The 18,373-nt window shown below is 72.0% G+C and carries 16 protein-coding genes and 1 pseudogene; 5 read left to right on the top strand and 12 right to left on the bottom strand.

Annotated features, from left to right (window positions below; all coding sequences use genetic code 11):
* From M8J74_RS19785 to M8J74_RS19775, 3 genes and pseudogenes are all read right to left on the bottom strand, one after another.
* Positions 1 to 657, bottom strand: a pseudogene (locus tag M8J74_RS19785) (Rne/Rng family ribonuclease); the annotation flags it as partial.
* 270 nt (positions 658 to 927) lie between these two features.
* The gene (locus M8J74_RS19780) at positions 928 to 1,701 is read right to left on the bottom strand and encodes a TIGR03936 family radical SAM-associated protein (protein WP_249837695.1); all 774 of its coding nucleotides are present in this window, start codon (positions 1,699 to 1,701) and stop codon (positions 928 to 930) included.
* Between the two features lie 48 nt (positions 1,702 to 1,749).
* The gene (locus M8J74_RS19775; protein WP_249837694.1) at positions 1,750 to 2,814 is read right to left on the bottom strand and encodes a hypothetical protein; all 1,065 of its coding nucleotides are present in this window, start codon (positions 2,812 to 2,814) and stop codon (positions 1,750 to 1,752) included.
* A gap of 146 nt (positions 2,815 to 2,960) precedes the next feature.
* Here M8J74_RS19775 and M8J74_RS19770 point away from each other — a divergent pair, with 146 nt between their 5' ends.
* From M8J74_RS19770 to M8J74_RS19750, 5 genes are all read left to right on the top strand, one after another.
* Positions 2,961 to 3,317 carry a hypothetical protein gene (locus tag M8J74_RS19770; RefSeq protein ID WP_249837693.1) on the top strand — a complete coding sequence of 119 codons (357 nt, stop codon included), beginning with the start codon at positions 2,961 to 2,963 and terminating at the stop codon, positions 3,315 to 3,317.
* Between the two features lie 108 nt (positions 3,318 to 3,425).
* A complete protein-coding gene (locus M8J74_RS19765) occupies positions 3,426 to 4,265 on the top strand; it encodes a class II glutamine amidotransferase (RefSeq protein ID WP_249837692.1) in 840 nt (279 codons plus the stop codon).
* Between the two features lie 233 nt (positions 4,266 to 4,498).
* Entirely contained in the window at positions 4,499 to 5,500 is a 1,002-nt protein-coding gene (locus M8J74_RS19760; RefSeq protein ID WP_249837691.1) for an acyl-CoA desaturase, read from the top strand.
* A gap of 43 nt (positions 5,501 to 5,543) precedes the next feature.
* The gene (locus M8J74_RS19755) at positions 5,544 to 5,978 is read left to right on the top strand and encodes a DUF5994 family protein (protein ID WP_249837690.1); all 435 of its coding nucleotides are present in this window, start codon (positions 5,544 to 5,546) and stop codon (positions 5,976 to 5,978) included.
* Entirely contained in the window at positions 5,948 to 6,424 is a 477-nt protein-coding gene (locus M8J74_RS19750) for a DUF5994 family protein (protein WP_249837689.1), read from the top strand. Before M8J74_RS19755 ends, M8J74_RS19750 begins: the two co-directional genes overlap by 31 nt.
* Positions 6,425 to 6,430: 6 nt before the next feature.
* On the opposite strand, the gene M8J74_RS19745 is transcribed toward M8J74_RS19750, so the two are convergent.
* The 9 genes from M8J74_RS19745 to mreD all read right to left on the bottom strand — a co-directional run bounded on the left by M8J74_RS19745 (position 6,431) and on the right by mreD (position 18,355).
* A complete protein-coding gene (locus tag M8J74_RS19745) occupies positions 6,431 to 7,198 on the bottom strand; it encodes a GAF domain-containing protein (protein ID WP_249837688.1) in 768 nt (255 codons plus the stop codon).
* Positions 7,195 to 8,016: an ANTAR domain-containing protein gene (locus M8J74_RS19740; protein ID WP_249837687.1), complete on the bottom strand. Its 822-nt coding sequence runs from the start codon at positions 8,014 to 8,016 to the stop codon at positions 7,195 to 7,197. Before M8J74_RS19740 ends, M8J74_RS19745 begins: the two co-directional genes overlap by 4 nt.
* On the bottom strand, positions 7,995 to 8,234 hold the full coding sequence (locus M8J74_RS19735) for a hypothetical protein (protein WP_249837686.1): 240 nt from the start codon (positions 8,232 to 8,234) through the stop codon (positions 7,995 to 7,997). Before M8J74_RS19735 ends, M8J74_RS19740 begins: the two co-directional genes overlap by 22 nt.
* A 250-nt stretch (positions 8,235 to 8,484) precedes the next feature.
* A complete protein-coding gene (locus tag M8J74_RS19730) occupies positions 8,485 to 10,242 on the bottom strand; it encodes a SpoIIE family protein phosphatase (protein ID WP_249837685.1) in 1,758 nt (585 codons plus the stop codon).
* A 210-nt stretch (positions 10,243 to 10,452) separates the two neighbouring features.
* On the bottom strand, positions 10,453 to 12,423 hold the full coding sequence (locus M8J74_RS19725; RefSeq protein ID WP_058925312.1) for a TIGR03960 family B12-binding radical SAM protein: 1,971 nt from the start codon (positions 12,421 to 12,423) through the stop codon (positions 10,453 to 10,455).
* Positions 12,424 to 12,546: 123 nt separating this feature from the next.
* Complete coding sequence (locus tag M8J74_RS19720) at positions 12,547 to 14,055, bottom strand: CYTH and CHAD domain-containing protein (protein ID WP_249837684.1); 1,509 nt, start codon at positions 14,053 to 14,055, stop codon at positions 12,547 to 12,549.
* 54 nt (positions 14,056 to 14,109) lie between these two features.
* Complete coding sequence (gene rodA / locus M8J74_RS19715) at positions 14,110 to 15,309, bottom strand: rod shape-determining protein RodA (protein WP_249837683.1); 1,200 nt, start codon at positions 15,307 to 15,309, stop codon at positions 14,110 to 14,112.
* Positions 15,306 to 17,558 (bottom strand): penicillin-binding protein 2, encoded by a 2,253-nt coding sequence (mrdA, locus tag M8J74_RS19710; protein WP_249837682.1) that lies wholly within the window; start codon positions 17,556 to 17,558, stop codon positions 15,306 to 15,308. The genes rodA and mrdA overlap by 4 nt, the downstream gene beginning before the upstream one ends.
* A gap of 116 nt (positions 17,559 to 17,674) precedes the next feature.
* Positions 17,675 to 18,355, bottom strand: a complete 681-nt coding sequence (gene mreD / locus M8J74_RS19705; protein WP_249837681.1) for a rod shape-determining protein MreD — start codon at positions 18,353 to 18,355, stop codon at positions 17,675 to 17,677.
* Positions 18,356 to 18,373 lie beyond the last annotated feature (18 nt).

The following is an 18,373-nucleotide window of genomic DNA, read 5'->3' as shown; positions in this document are numbered from 1 at the left end:
CGCCGGGGCGGCCTCGGGGGCTCCGGTGGGCGCGGTGGCGCGCCGGGTGGCACGACGGCGCGTCCGGGGAGCGGGCGCGGCCTCCTCGGCGGGGGTCTCGGCCACGGCGGCGGGCTCCTCGGTGATCTCGCTCTCGGCGACGGCGGGCACGACGGTCTCGGCGGCCTCCGCGGTGGCGGTCGGCGAGGTGACCCGGCGGGTGGCGCGACGGCGGGCACGCGGCGGAGCGGCGTCCTCGCCGGTCACGACGGCCTGCTCGGTGTCGGTGTGCACGGCAGCCTCGGAGACCTCGGCGGCAGCGGCGGGCACGACCGTCTCGGCCGCCTCGGCGGATGCCGGGGAGGCGGTCGGCGCGGACACGCGGCGCGTGGCACGACGACGGGTGCGGGCGGCGGGCGCGGGCTCCTCGACGGGCGCCGGTGCGGCGGCCGCCGTCTCCTCGGCGTCCTCGGCCTCGTCGAGCTCCTGCGGCTCCACGGCCAGGTCCTCGCCCTCGGCCGGTACGGCGGGCGCGGTGACCTCCTCCGGCGTCCCTTCGGCCCCGGAGGGCGGGCCCGCCGGGCGGGAAGCGGCACGGCGCCGACGACGCGGCGGCAGGGTGTCGCTCGGAGTGTTCAGTTCTTCGGAACCCTCGGTGGGTTCGGTCGGTTCGAGCATGCGGGCTTGTCTCCCGTCAGGCTCCCGGGCTCCGCGCCTGGTCCGGCGTCGATGACTCGACCGCCGTTGACGTCCGCGGCTCGCGCGTTGCGCGGTGCCGCCGTCCGGGGCGCGGGCGCCGCACGGGAGCTCTCTGTGTCCTGTCTCGCCGGTTCCGTACACCCTGTTGGGTACGGCCTGGCGAAAGTCTTCTGGTCGGTGCGCTGCCCGACCCAGGTGGCTCCCGAGTACGAGGGCGGCGCTACGACGTGCGTCCTTCGCGGGACCGCCTTACGCCGGCGCCGTCGCGGCGGCAGCGGCCGTTGGGGCCTCAGCTGCCTCGCGGTCGGGCGCGAGCGGGTCGGTCACCGTGCCGGTCTCTTCATCGAACAGCCCCTGCGCCAGCCTGGTCACCGCTGCGGGGACCGGCGGCGCCAGGTCGGCCACGGCGCGGAGACCGGACAGGACGTCGTCGGGTCGTACGGCAGGCGTCACGTGCCGAACAACCAGCCGCAGTATCGCACAGGGCTGGTCGGTCGGCCTATCAGCCGGATCACTGTGCGTTTCGAGATCCGCCCGGAGGTCGAGATCCGCGACCGCGGAACGGGCGTCGAACGTCCGGACGCCGTTCTTCGTCGTCCGCTGGACCTCCACGGTCCCGGCGGCCTTGAAGGCGGCGACCGCGCGCTCGGCCTCCTCGGGCGCCACGCCGTCCAGGCGCAGCTCCCACACGGAGGCGGTCAGCCGGTCGGCGAGCCCGGAGGTGCGGGCCTCGACGGCGTCGACGATGTCGAGCCCGGGGGGCAGCGACTCGTCGAGCAGGACCCTGAGTTTCTCCGGGTCCCGCGCCTCGGTGAGGGCGATCTCCAGGTACTCCGCCTCACTGCCCGTGCCGGTGGGTGCGGCATTGGCGTACGACACCTTCGGATGCGGCGTGAACCCCGCCGAGTACGCCATCGGCACCTCGGCTCGGCGCAGCGCACGCTCGAAGGCGCGCTGGAAGTCACGGTGGCTGGTGAACCGGAGGCGGCCGCGCTTGGTGTAGCGCAGTCGGATGCGCTGCACCGCGGGTGCGGGCGGCGGGCCTTCGGGCTGTCGCTTGCCCAGTGTCGTTCAGTCCTTCGTGAGAGCGGTCGTACTTCTACCAAGAGTACGTGTCTCGCGGCCCGTGGGTTCCCGCCGGTCGATCCTCTCCGCCGGTTCGGGTTCCCCGAACAGCATCCGGCGGAAGTCCGCCCGCGCCTGCCGTACGGATTCCCGGGCGGCGGCCAGCGCCTCCCGGGTCGCCCGTCCCGCGCTGCGGGCGAGGGCCGCGGCGGGCCTCAGCACGGCGTCCCGGACGGCATGGCCGACGGGGGTGAGCACCGTGCGGTACACCCACCGCACCGGTTCCACGAAGACCAGCCGGAAGAGGGCGGCGAGGGCGCGTCCGACGGCGAGCGAGATCCGCCCGGCCACCCGCCAGGCGTGCCCGAGGGCGTCCCCGACCTCGCGGGCGACGACGGCGAGGACGCGTCCGACGGGGACGAGGACCCAGCGCCACAGCGCGAGCGCGGGCAGCACCAGCGCCACGCGGGCGATCCAGTACAGCGCGACGCCGACGCCCGTGGCGACCGTGCCCACCAGCCACGCCAGTCCCCTGGCGCACGCGGCGATCGCGTGTCCCAACGGCGTCAGAATCCACGCGTACAGCCGGCCCGCGGGGACGACGAGGAGGTACCGCGCCAGCCAGGCGAGGCCGGTGTACACCCCGGTCCCGACGGCCGCGAACAGCCACCACACGCCCCGCGCGACGGGGGTGAGCACCCGCGCGTACACCCGGAGGAGGGCATGTCCGAGGGGGGTCAGCACCGACCGGTGGAACCAGGTCAGCGGGATGACGACGAGCACCTTGCCGAGCAGCCCGAGACCCTTGCCGACGGGTACGACGACGTATCGCCACAGTCCTATGAGGGGCCAGACGAACAGCGCCCGCCCGAGCCACAGCAGGGCCCGCCCGACCGGCCTGAGGACGGTGTCCGTCAGGAACCTGCCCGCCACCACCAGCGCGTCCCACACCATGCGCACCGGGACGACCAGCACGAGCACGACGATCCGCACCGGCAGGCGGATCGCCACGGCGAGACACCCCTCCGGTGCCTGCCGCCCGGGCGGCTGCGGGGATTTCTCCAGGTCCATACCGACGTAGACGCGCAGGCGGCCCGGATGGATGCGGTCCGTACGCGGTCCTGGGGCCGAACGGCCCCCACCGTGGCAGCGACAGGCCCTGGGAACGGGCCTACCGTCATCTGCACCCGGCCGCGCCGGCGGCGCACGCTGACCACATGACCGGCAATCACACATCCCCAGGCACCGGGTCATGGCACCTGAAGGGCTTCATGATCCTCACTCCGTCGCAGATCGAGGTCACGGCCGGAGAAGAGTTCACTTCGTCCGTGAGCGTGTGGCCCGCCGGGCCACGGCACGTCGTCAGCGCGTCCGCGTCCGCCGGCTCGGACCTGCGGGTCTCGGTGGAGGGCCACAAGGTCACGGTCACCGGGCGGCTCGGGCGGACCGGCGAGAAGCACACCATTCAGGTGTCGATGAGCGACGGGGCGGACGTCGCGCACGACACCCTGACCATCGAGGCCACCGACCTGCACCGGCCGATCCCGCCGTTCCTGCACTCCACCACCGGCTGACCACGGACGGCCGGCCACGACCGAGCCGCGCGTGCCGCGCCTGCCGGGAAAGTCCATACTTGTGGCAGGAATGTCGCCATCCTCCGTCAGAGGGAGGTGGGTGCGGACATGTGCCGTTGGATCGCCTACTCGGGCACGCCCATCCTGCTCAGCCGCGTCCTGTTCGAGCCGCAGCACAGTCTGATCGACCAGAGTCTGCACTCCCGCCTGGGCGTGGAGACCACCAACGGCGACGGCTTCGGGGTCGGCTGGTACGCGGCGGATCTCCCCACCCCGGCGGTCGTCCGGGACGTGGGCCCCGCCTGGAACAACCGCAACCTGCAGGAGGTCGCCCACCACGTCCGCTCGGGCCTGTTCTTCGCCCACATCAGGGCGACGACCGGAACGGCCGTGCAGCAGACCAACTGCCACCCCTTCCGGTGGGATCGCTGGCTGTGGATGCACAACGGCGTGATCAGCGACTTCCCCCGGCTCCGCCGCGACCTGGCGCTGGCCGTCGACCCCTCCCTGTACTCCGACATCGAGGGCTCCACCGACTCGGAGCTGATGTTCTACCTGGCCCTGACCTTCGGTCTCACCGAGGACCCGCCGGACGCCGTGGCCCGCATGGCCGGCCTGGTCGAGGAGACGGGACACAAGCACGGCGTGCGGCACCCGCTCCAGATGACCCTCGCCGTGTCCGACGGCGATCGCCTGTGGGCCTTCCGCTACTCCAGCGAGGGCTCCTCGCGGTCCCTGTACTACAGCACCCGGGTCGACTCCCTGCGCGCCCTCCACCCGGACGCCGCGTTCCTGCGCGAAGTCGGGGAGGAAACCCGCCTGGTCGTGTCCGAACCCCTGGGCGACCTCCCCGGGGCCTGGAACGAGGTCCCCGAAAGCAGCTACGGCATCGTCCATCCGGGCCAGGACACCCTCCACGCCTTCCAGCCCCGGTCCGACCACCGGTGACACCGCTGCGCGGGGTCCACCACCGTCCGGGTGCACTCCGAAGCCCTGCCACCAGGGCCTGCTGACCAGCGACGTCCGGGTGCCCCCCGGCGCGAGGAGTACTGTGAGGAGTACGAGGGTGGGGCGTGCGGACCCGACACGTCGTCCTCAGCACACCACCCACCCCAGGGGCAGCCCTTGACCCCGGCCGCACCTCCTTCAGAGCGGCCTCATCGAGGGCAGGAGCCCCGGCCATGTCACCCAGCTCCATCACGTCCGTCACGGCGCCCCCGCCGGACACCGCCTCGCCGCCCCAGGGCTACGACGGCACCTCCCCCTTCCCCGCGGACGCACCGTCCCCGCCCCGCACCGGCGCCGACCGCGCGTACGTGGCCGTGACCGGGCTGATCGTCGTCCTGCCCTTCGTGGCCCTCGGCCTGGCCGGCTGGCTGCTGTGGGGCAGCCTGATCCACCCCACCGACATCGTGCTCGCCGCCGTCCTCTACACGATCACGGGCCTCGGCGTCACGGTCGGCTTCCACCGCGGACTCACCCACGGCGGCTACCGGGCCGTCCGCCCCCTACGGATCGCACTGGCCGTGGCCGGTTCGATGAGCTTCCAGGGCGACGTCATCGGCTGGGTCGCCATCCACCGCCGCCACCACGCCTTCACCGACCGCCCCGGCGACCCGCACTCGCCGTACCGCTACGGCACCCACCTGCGCGGCCAGTTGCGCGGGGCGCTGCACGCCCACGTCGGCTGGCTGTTCCGCAACGACGGCACCCCCGCCGACCGGTACGCCCCCGACCTGCTCGCCGACCGCGACATCCGCGCCGTCTCCCGCGCCTTCCCCCTGCTGAGTGTCCTCACGCTCGCCCTGCCCTTCGGGCTGGGATGGGCCATCGGCGGCAGCTGGCTGTACGGCGTGACCGCCCTGCTGTGGGCGGGACTTGTCCGCATCGCCCTGCTCCACCACGTCACCTGGAGCGTCAACTCCCTCTGTCACCTGATCGGTGAGCGCCCCTTCCGCACCCGCCGTCACGACCGGGCCACCAACCTGTGGCCGCTGGCCCTGCTCTCCTTCGGTGAGAGCTGGCACAACCTCCACCACGCCGATCCCACCAGCGCCCGGCACGGAGTCGACCGCGGCCAGATCGACCTGTCCGCCGCCGTCATCCGCCTCTTCGAACGCCTCGGCTGGGTGCACGACGTGCGCTGGCCGAGCCCGGACCGGATAGCGGCCCGCCGCGTCTGACGCCAACCGTCCACTCCCGCACGGCAGCCGACAGGAGCCCCTCATGACCGCCGCACTGCAACCCCCGCTCCCCTCACACCCTGTCCTGCGCCTGCGCCTGGCCCCCGACGGCCCGCCCCGGTCCATCGACGGGGCGTGGTGGCCGCGCTCCTACGACCTCCTCGCCGAACTCCCGCGCCTGCTGGCCGGGTTGCCCCGGGAGTGGGGTCATGTCACCAACGTCACCGTCAACGGGGCGACCTGGGCCGCCGGGCCCGGCCGGATCTTCGTCGCCGACCAGGTCGTACGGCTGCGCAGGAACGTGGCCGCGTCCGCCCCGCACACCGTCGTCCTGCTCGCCCCCGGCCGAGGTCGCTGGGATCTGCTGGTGGTGCCCCCGGACACCACCGAGGAGGCCGCGGAACCGCTCATGGCGGCCGCGGCGGACACCATCGGGGGAGGCTCGCCATGGGCACCGGATCCGATTCCCCCCGGGTGACCTCGCTCCCGCCGGACGCCGCCCTCCCCCAGCCCGTGGAGCCCGGTACGGCCGTCGTGCGGCTGGAGACCACAACCGACCGGCAGGGCGTTCTCGATGGGGCGTGGTGGCCGCGCTCCCGTGACATCGCGGCCGAGCTGCCCGCACTGATCACCGCCCTGACCGACCTGCTGGGCCCGGTCACACGGGTCGGCCTGGACACCGACGCCTGGGACGAACTGCCGAGGCGACTGGTCGTCGGCGACCGCGTCGTCCGCGTCGACTCCTTCCCGGTCGGTGACGACACCGTCCTCATCACCCGGGGCGAGGCGGACCACTTCTCCCTCCTCGTGGTCCCGCCCCACGCCACGCCCGAGGCGGCACGCGCCGCGATGGCCGCGGCGGTACGCGCCGACAACGTCACCCCGGCCGCGCAGATCCTCATCGACACCGGCACCGGGGCGTGAGAGCGGTCAGCCGGGGCGGTCCGCGGAACGATCCGGTGCCGGTGGCGGGATGTCCGCGGTGTCGAAGCCGCCCGAGATGATCTGCGCGGCGAACTCCGACAGACGCAGGTGACGGGCGCGGGCGTACGCGCGGAACGCGGCGAAGGCGTCGTCGACGGAGCTGTCCCAGCGCTCCGCCAGCACGCCCTTGACCTGTTCGATCAGGATGCGGCTGCTCAGCGCGGTCTCCAGCTGGCTGTTCTCCACGTGCGACTGCTCCAGCGTGCGCTGCTGCAGTATCGCGATGGTGGCGACGTCGGCGAGGGCGCGGGCGAGCGCGATGTCGTCGTCGCCGAGTCGGTGCGCCCTGGTCTGGAAGAGGTTGAGCGCGCCGACGACCCGGCTGCGCAGGCGCAGGGGGATCGCGTGCGTGGCCACGTACCCGGTCGTGCGGGCGCGGGCGGCGAAGCGTGGCCAGGCCACGGTCGTCTCCGGGCGCGTGAGGTCGATGTTGGTGCGGGCGTTGCCGGTGCGGTAGCACTCCACGCACGGGCCCTGGTCGTGCTGGAGCGCGAACAGCTCCAGCAGCCGGGTGTGTTCGTCCGAGGCGGCGATGATCTGCAGTTCGCCGTTCGCGTCGGCGAGCAGGATGCCGGCCGCCGCCACGTCGAGCAGCTCGACGCAGCGTGTGGACAGCCGTTGCAGCAGGTCGATCACGTCGAAGTCGTCGACGAGGGAGTCAGCGACCTCCACGAAGATCTCGGCCAGACGTCGTTCGCGGGCCATGCCGATCATCCCTTTCCTCCGTCGGGCGAATGCGGCCCGCTTCCATCGTCGTCGAAGTCGTCCGTGAAGTCGTCGGTGAAGTCGCCGGTGGAGTCGCCCGTGCAGTCGCCGGTGGGTTCGTCGCGGAAACGGAGCCGGCGGGCGACCACGTCCTGGGCCACTTCCCCGAGGGGGCGTTCGCTGCCGTAGGCGTGGGCCCGCAGGCGCAGCAGCGCCTCCTGCATGGACACGCCGAGCTGGACACTGATCATGCCCGTGGCCTGGTGCACGGCCGGGCGATGCAGGCCCGACGGCGGCTCCGGAATGTCGAGCGCCGAACCGTCTCCGTCGCGGCGCAGGTCCCCGCCCAGGAACGCACTGGTCAGCGCCGCCGCGAGGGCACCAGCGTCCGCGTACTGCTGCGCGCCCATCCGCCGCTCCCCGTCGCACAGCACGGTCAGCACACCGACCCGGATGGCGCCGAGGCCGAGCGGGAAGCAGCAGACGCCGTGCACACCCATGTTCGCCGCCGCGGGCAACAACGCGGGCCAGCGCTCGAGGCGCACCCGGTCCAGGTCCGGCTCCAGGACGGGCAGGCCGTTGTGGATGACCTCCGGACCCGGGCCCTCGCCCAGCGTGAACTGGAGCTCCTCGAACCGCGCGCTCAGATCGGGGTGACACCACAGTGGCTCCGGCGTCCGCTCGGCGCCCACGAGCAGGGTCAGCGCGACGCCCTCGGCCCCGAGGGCCCGTGCCCAGGCCGGCGTCGGATCACCGGGCCCGTCGAGGTGCAGCCGACGCAGGACCTCGGCCATGCCGTCGCTGATCACGGTGCCCGATTCTGCCACGGGCCGGACTCCGTGCCGCCCGGCACCGCGATGCCGGCCGGGATGCCCCGCCAGGCGTCGCGGGGGCCGAACGTCCCACCGCGCGGGTCGACGACGAGGAACGGCGGGCAGCCGGAGCGGCGGGCGGCCTCCAGATCGCGCGCGAAGGCCGGCGCGGTCGTCTCGTCCGGCTCGGCACCGGCCCGGACCACGCGGCACTCTTCGAACAGATCGCTCATGCGCGCCCATCTCCTCGGGAGAGTGGCTTCGGCTTCGCGCAGGGCCTCTGTTGCGCGGGACGGTGGTGCACGGAGAGGGCCGGGGGCACGGGCGGCCGTCTTTCCAGCCTACTGCCGCGCACACGGGCGGCGGGGCCCGACGGCGGGGCAGCCGGGCACATGGCTTGTTCCGGCGGTGCCGAGTGACACCTGAGGCGACCGCGTGCACCAGGGCCCCGCGACGTTCCTCGGGCCCCGGCGCTCGCCCCGGTCACGGCGTCGGCAGTCGCAGAGCCATGAGGGCCACGTCGTCCGTACTGCCGGGGGGCATACGCGCGAGCAGCTCGTCGCACAGCGTGTCCAGCGGCGCGTCGGCGAGCGCGAGGGCGTGGTGGCGCAACAGGACCAGACCGGAGTCGAGGTCGCTGCCGGGGATCTCGATCAGGCCGTCGGTGTAGAGCAGGAGGGTGGAGCCCGGCGGCAGGGGCAGCGTGGCGTTCGGCCTGCCCGCGCCGGCGGTCGCGGGGGCGCCGAGGACGAGTCCCTGTCCGGCTTCGAGGTACCGCGCCTGTCCGCCGGGGACCAGGAGGAGGGGCGGCGGATGTCCGGCGCTGGTCCACCGCAGGGTCCAGGGGCCGGTGTGCGGGTCGCCTTCGATCCGGGCGAGGACGAGGGTGGCCATCGGGACGGTGGTGATGGCGGGCATGGCGTCGTCGAGGCGGTCGACGACGGCGCCGGGCGGCATCCTGCGGTCCCAGGCCAGGGACCGCAGGATGCCGTGGAGTTGGGCCATCCCGGCCGCCGCGGTCAGGTCGTGGCCCACGACGTCACCGATGACCAGCGCGAGCGCGCCGTCCTTCAGCTCGAAAGCGTCGTACCAGTCGCCGCCGACCTGGGAGCCGACCGGGGCGGGCTGGTAGCGGGCGGCCAGTCGCAGCCGGCCCGGCTGGGGCAGCGGGGCGAGCAGGTTGCGCTGCATCGCCTCGGCGACGGCGCGCTGGCGCCCGTACCGGCGGGCGTTGTCGACGACCAGGCCGACGCGGCGGCCGATGTCGCTCACCACGCCCAGGTCGGCGGTGTCGAAGGGGTGCGCCGCGTCGGTGCGGACCAACGTCAGGGCGCCGGTGACCGGCCGTCTGGAGCCCAGCGGCACCGTGATGAAGGACGTCGCGTGCACCGTCCGCAGGAAGTCGTTGTGGAGGGCGGCCAAGGGGGAGCCGGACAGGGCCCCCGCCTGGGTGTCGTACGTCCGGGTGTCCCGCCTCTGCGTGTCGTCCTGCTCGTGCCACAGAACGGGGGATCCGCCGTTCAGCACCTGGACCAGAGGCGAGCCGTCCGCCTCAGCCGGCTCGGGCAGGCGCTCGCGCCCGCCCTCCAGCTTGGCCTCCCGGCCCGTCGGTCCCGACACCGTCACCCGGTGGACCTGGTCGGAACCGGTCCGGAAATCCACTGCCGCCCAGTCGGCGAGGCGAGGGACCAGCAGGCGGCCCAGCCGGGCCAGGGCCTCGTCGGTCTCCAGGGTCTGCCCCAGCACGTCGGTGATCTCCGCGACCAGCGTCAGCCGCTCGTTGAGGTTCTCCAGAGCACTCGTGTAGGCCGCACGTTCACGGCGTGCGCCGTGGTCGCCCTGTACGTCGGTGAAGAGCAGGACCAAGCCCTCGAGGGAGCCGTCGGCCAGCAGCGGAGAAGCGGACCAGGAGATCGTGACCAGGCGCCCGTCACCGCGCAGATAGCTGTCGCCCTCCCCGCGTGCGGCGACCCCCGCGGCCAGCGACTGAAGCAGCGCACACTGCTTGCGCGGCAGCGTGCCCCCGTCCGGGTCCCGGTGCAGCAGCTCGTGGGCGTCCATCCCGCGCATCGCGTGCGCGGGCCGGTCCAGCAGGCGTTCGGTCTCCGGGTTGACGGCGAGGATCCGCCCGGCCGGATCCACCACCATCAGGGCGGTGCCCAGCTGCTCGACGACGCGCGACCAGAGCCCCGGCCCGGCCGCGGGCCACGGCCGCCCTTCACCTCCCAGGTCCTCCACCATCGCGCTCTCCGTTCATGGCGGCCGTCAGCAGACGGTAACCCGTCCAGCGCGCCGGAACAGCCGTACCCGCGCAGAGGGCCATGTGAAAGACGAAGATCCCGGTGGCGACGGCCCTGTCATGGTATGGCCGAAACATCCTGCCGTCCTGAGGTGGCTGCCGGGCCGTACGACCGACCCGGCGGGGCCGTGTCCACCTCGTCCTCGCTCACCTCAGTGCGTGTGCCCACTCGAAGCCGGCGCCGGACCGGCGTTCTTGACCGTGAGCGGCAGCAGCTTCTTCCCGGTGGGTCCGACCTGGATGTGGGTGTCCATCTGCGGGCACACCCCGCAGTCGAAGCACGGGGTCCAGCGGCAGTCCTCGACCTCTGTCTCGTCGAGGGCGTCCTGCCAGTCCTCCCAGAGCCAGTCCTTGTCCAGGCCCGAGTCGAGGTGGTCCCAGGGGAGGACCTCCTCGTAGGCGCGCTCGCGGGTGGTGTACCAGTCGACGTCCACGCCGAGGGGCGCCAGGGCCTTGTCGGCGCAGGCCATCCAGCGGTCGTAGGAGAAGTGCTCGCGCCAGCCGTCGAAGCGGCCGCCGTCCTCGTAGACGGCGCGGATGACGGCGCCGATCCGGCGGTCGCCGCGGGAGAGCAGGCCCTCGACGATGCCGGGCTTGCCGTCGTGGTAGCGGAAGCCGATCGAGCGGCCGTACTTCTTGTCGCCGCGGATCTTGTCGCGGAGCTTCTCCAGACGGGCGTCCGTCTCCTCGGCGGAGAGCTGCGGGGCCCACTGGAAGGGGGTGTGCGGCTTGGGGACGAACCCGCCGATCGAGACCGTGCAGCGGATGTCGTTGGAGCGGGAGACCTCGCGGCCCTTGGCGATCACGTTCATCGCCATGTCGGCGATCTGCAGGACGTCCTCGTCCGTCTCCGTCGGCAGGCCGCACATGAAGTAAAGCTTCACCTGGCGCCAGCCGTTGCCGTAGGCGGTGGCGACGGTGCGGATGAGGTCCTCCTCGGACACCATCTTGTTGATGACCTTGCGCATGCGCTCCGAGCCGCCCTCGGGGGCGAAGGTGAGGCCCGAGCGGCGGCCGTTGCGCGTGAGCTCGTTCGCGAGGTCGACGTTGAAGGCGTCGACGCGGGTCGAGGGGAGCGAGAGGCCGATCTTGTCTTCCTCGTAGCGGTCCGCGAGGCCCTTGGCGATGTCGCCGATCTCGCTGTGGTCCGCCGAGGACAGCGAGAGGAGGCCGACCTCCTCGAAGCCCGTCGCCTTCAGGCCCTTGTCGACCATCTCGCCGATGCCGGTGATGGAGCGCTCACGCACCGGGCGGGTGATCATGCCGGCCTGGCAGAAGCGGCAGCCGCGCGTGCAGCCGCGGAAGATCTCCACCGACATCCGCTCGTGGACGGTCTCGGCGAGCGGGACCAGCGGCTGCTTGGGGTAGGGCCATTCGTCGAGGTCCATGACGGTGTGCTTGGACACGCGCCACGGGACGCCCGACTTGTTGGGGACCACGCGGGCGATACGGCCGTCGGGGAGGTACTCGACGTCGTAGAAGGCGGGGATGTAGACCCCGCCGGTCTTCGCGAGGCGGAAGAGGACCTCCTCGCGGCCGCCGGGGCGGCCCTCGGCCTTCCACTCCTTGATGATCCGCGTCATGTCCAGCACGGCCTGCTCGCCGTCGCCGATGATCGCCGCGTCGATGAAGTCCGCGATGGGTTCCGGGTTGAACGCCGCGTGGCCGCCCGCGAGGACGATCGGGTCGTCCAGGCCGCGGTCCTTCGACTCCAGCGGGATGCCCGCCAGGTCCAGCGCGGTGAGCATGTTCGTGTAGCCGAGCTCGGTGGAGAAGGACAGGCCGAACACGTCGAACGCCTTCACCGGGCGGTGGCTGTCCACCGTGAACTGCGGGACGCCGTGCTCCCGCATCAGCGCCTCCAGGTCCGGCCACACGCTGTACGTGCGCTCGGCGAGGACGCCCTCCTGCTCGTTGAGGACCTCGTAGAGGATCATGACGCCCTGGTTGGGCAGGCCGACCTCGTAGGCGTCCGGGTACATCAGCGCCCAGCGGACGTCGCAGGACTCCCACGGCTTGACCGTGGAGTTGAGCTCTCCGCCGACGTACTGGATCGGCTTCTGCACATGGGGGAGCAGAGCTTCGAGCTGCGGGAACACCGACGCAGCGACTTCGGCAGGCATCTCGCGAACCTTCGTGGGATGGATCCAACGGACAGGGGTGACCATCAAGACTAACGCGGCCCCGGCCCTTCCCCGACCGCCCGGACGCCCGCACCGGCCGGGCCCGCCGTCCGCGGCCGGCCCTCAGATGTCCGTGGCCTCCGTGATCCCCCGCCAGGCGACGGGCAGCGCCCCCTCCGCGGCCGCCGCCCGCTGCTCCTCGCGCCCGTAGAGCACCCCGTACGTGAACGCGCTCTCCCCCGCCGCGTGCGCCACCGCGGACAGCTCGCGCAGCGTCTGGCGGGCCATGACGCTGTCCTGGTGGTCGCCGAGCAGGGTCTGGACCGACTTCATGGACTTGACCAGGGTGGACGCGCGGTCGCCGAGGGCTCCGACGGCGGCCTCCGCCGAGTACCGGGCCCGCTTGGCCTTCTTGCGGGCCTCGTGCAGCGCCAGATCGCGTTCGGTGCCGGGGTCGAGGGCCAGGGCCGCTTCCACCGTCTCCGCCAGCTTCCCGAAGTCCTTGCGTACGGCTCTGGCGATCACCTTCTCCGGTGTGCCCCCGGCAGCCTTCAGCAGGGGCGGCTCGTCGACCAGCGCGTCCAGGGTGTCGAGCAGGGCCAGGTACCGCGCGGAGTCCAGTACGCCGGTCAGCCGGCGGCGTGAGCCGCCGCGGCGGTCCGTCGCCCACCTCCGCAGCCGGCCGCGGACGGGGCCGGTGACCAGCGTCCGGGGCAGTCCGTCGAGGGACGCCGTCAGGCGCTCGGCGAGGACCTCGCTGTCGCGTCCCACCCCGAGTTCGCCGGCCAGCCACTTCAGTTCCTCGCCGACGGGGTCGGTGACGGCGCGGTCGAGGACCTTCGCGTAGCTGCGGAAGGCGCTGCGCATGCGGCGGGTGGCCACGCGCATGCGGTGCAGGGCGTCGTAGACGTCCCTGCGTACCGCCGGGTCGAGGGCGACGATCGTGTCCCGCTGCTCGCGGACGTAGGCGAGGACATGGTCGCCTGCGCTCACCGGCGGGGGCGTCGTCGGCGTGCCTTTGCCGCGCTTCTTCTTCGGCGCCGTCTCCGTCAGCGCCCGGGCCAGCTTCGAGGCCGACCCGGAGGGCCGTACGCCCGCCTTGCGCAGTCGTTTGTCGACCTTCTCGAGGAAGGCCGGGTCGCCGTCGTCGGCGAGTTCCACCTCCAGTTCCGTCCACTGGGCGGTGCCGCCGGCGCCGGTGAGCCGTTCGGCGTGCACCGCGTCCACGCTGACCTCGGCCAGGACGCGGCCGGTGGCGTCGACGAGTTCGCTGACGTCGCGGTCGGAGCGCAGCCGGACCACGGGCAGCACCTCGGCGTCCCGGACCCGGGAGCGGATCAGGCCGGCGAGGACGGGCGGGAGGGTGTCGGAGAGCGGGGCGCGGATCTCGTCGCGGACGTTCGGGGCGACGGGGAACTTCAGGTGCCAGCCGGCGTCCGCGCCGCCGGTGCGGCGGCGCAGCGTGATCGAGGCGGCGGCGAGGCGCTCGTCCGCGGTGTCGTAGTAGGTGGCGTCCAGGTGAGCGACGCCCTTGTCGACCACGGCGTCGACACCCGCGACGCCGGTCAGGTCGGGCAGCCCGCTGTCGTCCGACTCGTACTTGCGCTCGATCTCGCGTTTGGTGTCCGCCATGACCCGAATCTAGTGGGATCCGGGTCCGGACGGCAGGGCCGATCGGGCCTGCGATCAGGCGGACATCGGTCGTTGGACCTTGATCGACTGCAGCAGGCCCACGGCCATCCACACCGCGAACATCGAGGAGCCGCCGTAGGACACGAACGGCAGCGGCAGGCCGGTGACCGGCATGATCCCGAGGGTCATGCCGATGTTCTCGAACGACTGGAACGCGAACCAGGCGACGATGCCGGCGGCGACGATCGTGCCGTAGAGCTCCGTGGAGTCGCGGGCGATGCGGCAGGCGCGCCACAGGACCACGCCGAGCAGGAGGATGATCAGGCCCGCGCCGACGAAGCCGAGCTCCTCCCCCGCGACGGTGAACACGAAGTCGGTCTGCTGCTCGGGCACGAACTGGCCGGTGGTCTGCGAGCCGTGGAAGAGGCCGGCCCCGGTCAGGCCGCCCGAACCGATCGCGATGCGGGCCTGGTTGGTGTTGTAGCCGACGCCGGCCGGGTCGAGGCTGGGGTTCGCGAAGGCCGCGAAGCGGGCGATCTGGTACTCGTCCAGGATGTGCAGCTGCCAGATGGCGATGCAGCCGACGACGCCGGCCGTGATCATGCCGAAGATCCAGCGGTTGGAGGCGCCGGAGGCGAGCAGCACGCCCAGGATGATCGTCACCAGGACCAGGACGGTGCCGAGGTCGGGCATGAGCAGCACGATCAGGATGGGTACGGCGGCCAGTCCGAGGGCCTGCAGGACCGTGCGGTGGTCGGGGTACTTCTTGTCGCCCGCGTCGACCCGGGCCGACAGCAGCATCGCCATGCCCAGGATGATCGTGATCTTCACGAACTCGGCGGGCTGCAGGGAGAACCCGCCGCCGAAGACGATCCAGTTGCGGCTGCCGTTGATGGTGGCGCCGAGCGGGGTGAGGACCAGCAGCACCCCGAACAGGGAGACGCCGTAGAGGATCGGGACGGCCGTGCGCAGGGTGCGGTGGCCGAGCCAGACCACGCCGATCATCAGGGCGAGCCCGATGCCGGTGTTCATGACGTGGCGGATCAGGAAGTAGTACGGGTCGCCCTGGTTGATCTCCGTGCGGTTGCGGGTCGCGGAGAAGACCAGGAGCGAGCCGAGGCCGGACAGGGCGAGGCCCGACAGGAGCATCGGCCAGTCCAGGCGGCGGGCGACCGAGTCGCGGGCGAAGATCCGCGTCCAGCCGGCCCGCTCGGGCCCGTACCCGGAGACGGAGAAGCTGTTGGCACCGGTCATGTGAGCATCCTCCGGCTTCCCCTTCCGCGCTGCCTGCGGCGCGTGGTGCGGTTGGTCGCGGTGGGCGAGGCGGTGGTCGCGCCGGGCTGGGTGCCGTCCGGGGACGTGGGGTCCTGCTTGTCGGCCTTCTGCAGGTCCTTGACGGGGTCCTTGGCGACCTTCGGGGAGGCGATGGTGCCGTCCGTCTGGATCTTCGGCAGCCCCTTCTGCGGGGTGGGCAGCAGTGCCTTCTTCTTGTCGATGGAGCCGTCGGGCTGCACGCCGTACATCGCGCTGTAGATGTTGCGCACGGCCTCACCGGAGGCGCCGGAACCCGTACCGGCCTGGGCGATGGTCATGACGACCGTGTAGTCCTTGGAGTACGTGGCGAGCCACGAGGTGGTCTGCTTGCCGTAGACCTCGGCGGTACCGGTCTTGGCGTGCAGTTCGATCTTGTCCTGCGGCCAGCCGCCGAACTTCCAGGCGGCGGTACCGCTGGTGATGACGCCGGCCAGGGCCTTGTCCATGCCCTTGAGGGTGGCCTGGCTGACCGGCAGCTTGGCCCTGACCTTCGGCTTGATCTCCTGGACGGTCCTGCCGTCGGCGCTGACGACCGCCTTGCCGATGGTGGGGACGTACTCGGTGCCGCCGTTGGCGAGGGCGCCGTAGATCATGGCCTCCTGGATCGGCGTGACGAGGGTGTCGCCCTGGCCGATGGAGTAGTTGATCGAGTCACCCTCGCGCATCTTGTTGCCCTCGAGGCAGTTCTCGTAGGCGATCTTCTCGACGTACGAGCCGTCCTTCTTGCCGGTCCTGCACCAGGCGTCCTTGTTGGCCTTCCAGTAGGACTCCTTCCACTGGCGGTCGGGGACGCGGCCGGTGACCTCGTTCGGCAGGTCGACGCCGGTCTCCTTGCCGAGGCCGAACTGGTGGGCGGCCTTGTAGAAGTAGTCCTTCGGCTGGCCCTTCTTGGGGTTGATGCCGCCGTCCTTCTTCCACTGCTGGTCGGCGAGGCCGTAGAAGACGGTGTCGCAGGAGACCTCCAGGGCGCGGCCCAGGGAGATCGGGCCGAAGTTCTCGCCCTCGAAGTTCTTGAAGACCTGGCCGCCCACGGAGTACGAGCTGGTGCAGGGGTAGCCGCCGTCCCACACGTAGCCGGCCTCGACCGCGGCGGCCGTGGAGACCACCTTGAAGGTCGAACCGGGCGCGGACTGACCCTGTATGGCGCGGTTCAGCAGCGGGTAGTCGGACTTCTTGCCGGTGAGCGCCTTGTAGTCCTTGGCGGAGATGCCGCCCACCCACACGTTCGGGTCGTAGGTCGGGGCGGACGCCATGGCGACGATGCGGCCGGTCTTGGCCTCCATGACGACGACGGCGCCGGAGTCGGCCTTGTAGTTCTCGCCGGTGATCTTGTCGAACTGGGTACGGGCGATCTTCATCGCGTTGTCCAGCTCGTACTCGGCGACGCGCTGGACGCGGGAGTCGATGCTGGTGACGAGGTTCGCGCCGGGCTGGGCGGCGTCGGACTTGGCCTTGCCGATGACGCGGCCGAGGTTGTCGACCTCGTAGCGGGTGACGCCGGCCTTGCCGCGCAGTTCCTTGTCGTACTGGCGCTCGAGACCCGAGCGGCCGACCTGGTCGGAGCGCAGGTAGGGCGAGTCGGTGTCCTTGGCCTGCTGGATCTCGTCGTCGGTGACCGGGGAGAGGTAGCCGAGGACCTGGGCGGTGTTGGCCTTGCCGGGGGCCGGGTAGCGGCGCACGGCCTCGGGTTCGGCGGTGATGCCGGGGAAGTCCTCGGAGCGCTCGCGGATCTGCAGGGCCTGGCGCGGGGTGGCCTCGTCGGTGATGGGGATCGGCTGGTACGGCGAGCCGTTCCAGCAGGGCTGCGGGGTCTTGGCGTCGCACAGCCGGACCTTCTGCATGACGTCGGCTGGCTTCATGCCGAGGACGCCGGCCAGCTTGGTCAGGACGGCCCTGCCGTCGTCCTTCATCTTCAGCAGGTCGGTGCGGGAGGCGGAGACCACGAGCCGGGTCTCGTTGTCCGCGATCGGTACGCCGCGCGCGTCCAGGATGGAGCCGCGCACGGCGGGCTCGACGACCTGCTGGACGTGGTTGCCGGAGGCTTCCTTCTGGTACGAGGCGCCCTCGCGGATCTGCAGGTACCACAGGCGGCCGCCGAGGGTGCCGAGCAGGGAGAGGACGAGGATCTGGATGACGACGAGGCGGATCTGGACGCGTGGCGTCCGTCCGGTCTCGGGAATGTTGGTCACGTTGGCTGCCTCCCCCTCTCAGTGCGCGAATGTGTCGGCGCGTACGCATGATGAACGACGGACCTGTGCGGCGCCGTTCCGCGAAAAGTGCCCCGTTCGGGTGAACTGACCCGCTGTCACAGCCGCTTGACCCCCTTGATGCGTCCCACCCGGGCGGTGCGGGTGCGCGCCTTGGTCTTCAGGGCGCCCAGGCCGCCGCGCTGGCCGCCGATCTTCAGGCCGGTGCCCGCGGAGATCCACCCCGAGGAGATGTCGGTGGCCTTCTTTCCGGCGGAACCGGCCTCGGCGAGCGGGTCGTTGTCGGCGCGCCGGGCCAGGGCCATGATCCCGGGGACCACGAAGGGGGCGAGCAGCAGGTCGTACAGGGCGGCCGTGAACAGCAGGCCGGCCAGGCCCACATGGCGGGCGGCGGTGTCGCCGACGAGGGCGCCGACCCCGGCGTACAGCAGGGTGGAGCCGATGGCGGCGGCGACCACGACGACCATGGGGCCGGTGGCCGACTTGAGTCTGCCGTTCTCCGGTTTGATCAGGCCGGCGAGGTAGCCGATGACGCACAGGACCAGGGCGTAGCGGCCGGCCGCGTGGTCGGCCGGGGGCGCGAGGTCGGCGAGCAGGCCGGCGCCGAAGCCGACGAGGGCGCCGCCGACATGGCCGTAGACCATGGCCAGGGCCAGGACGGTCAGGAGCAGCAAGTCGGGTACGGCGCCCGGCAGATGGAGCCGGGAGAGGACGCTCACCTGGATCACCAGGGCGACGACCACCAGTGTTGAGGAGAGCAGGATCCGGTTGACACGCATGGGGATTCAGCTCCTACT

This window comes from Streptomyces panaciradicis (genome assembly GCF_023516615.1).
Lineage (GTDB): Bacteria > Actinomycetota > Actinomycetes > Streptomycetales > Streptomycetaceae > Streptomyces > Streptomyces panaciradicis.
This window is presented reverse-complemented; position numbering and strand designations above follow the sequence as displayed.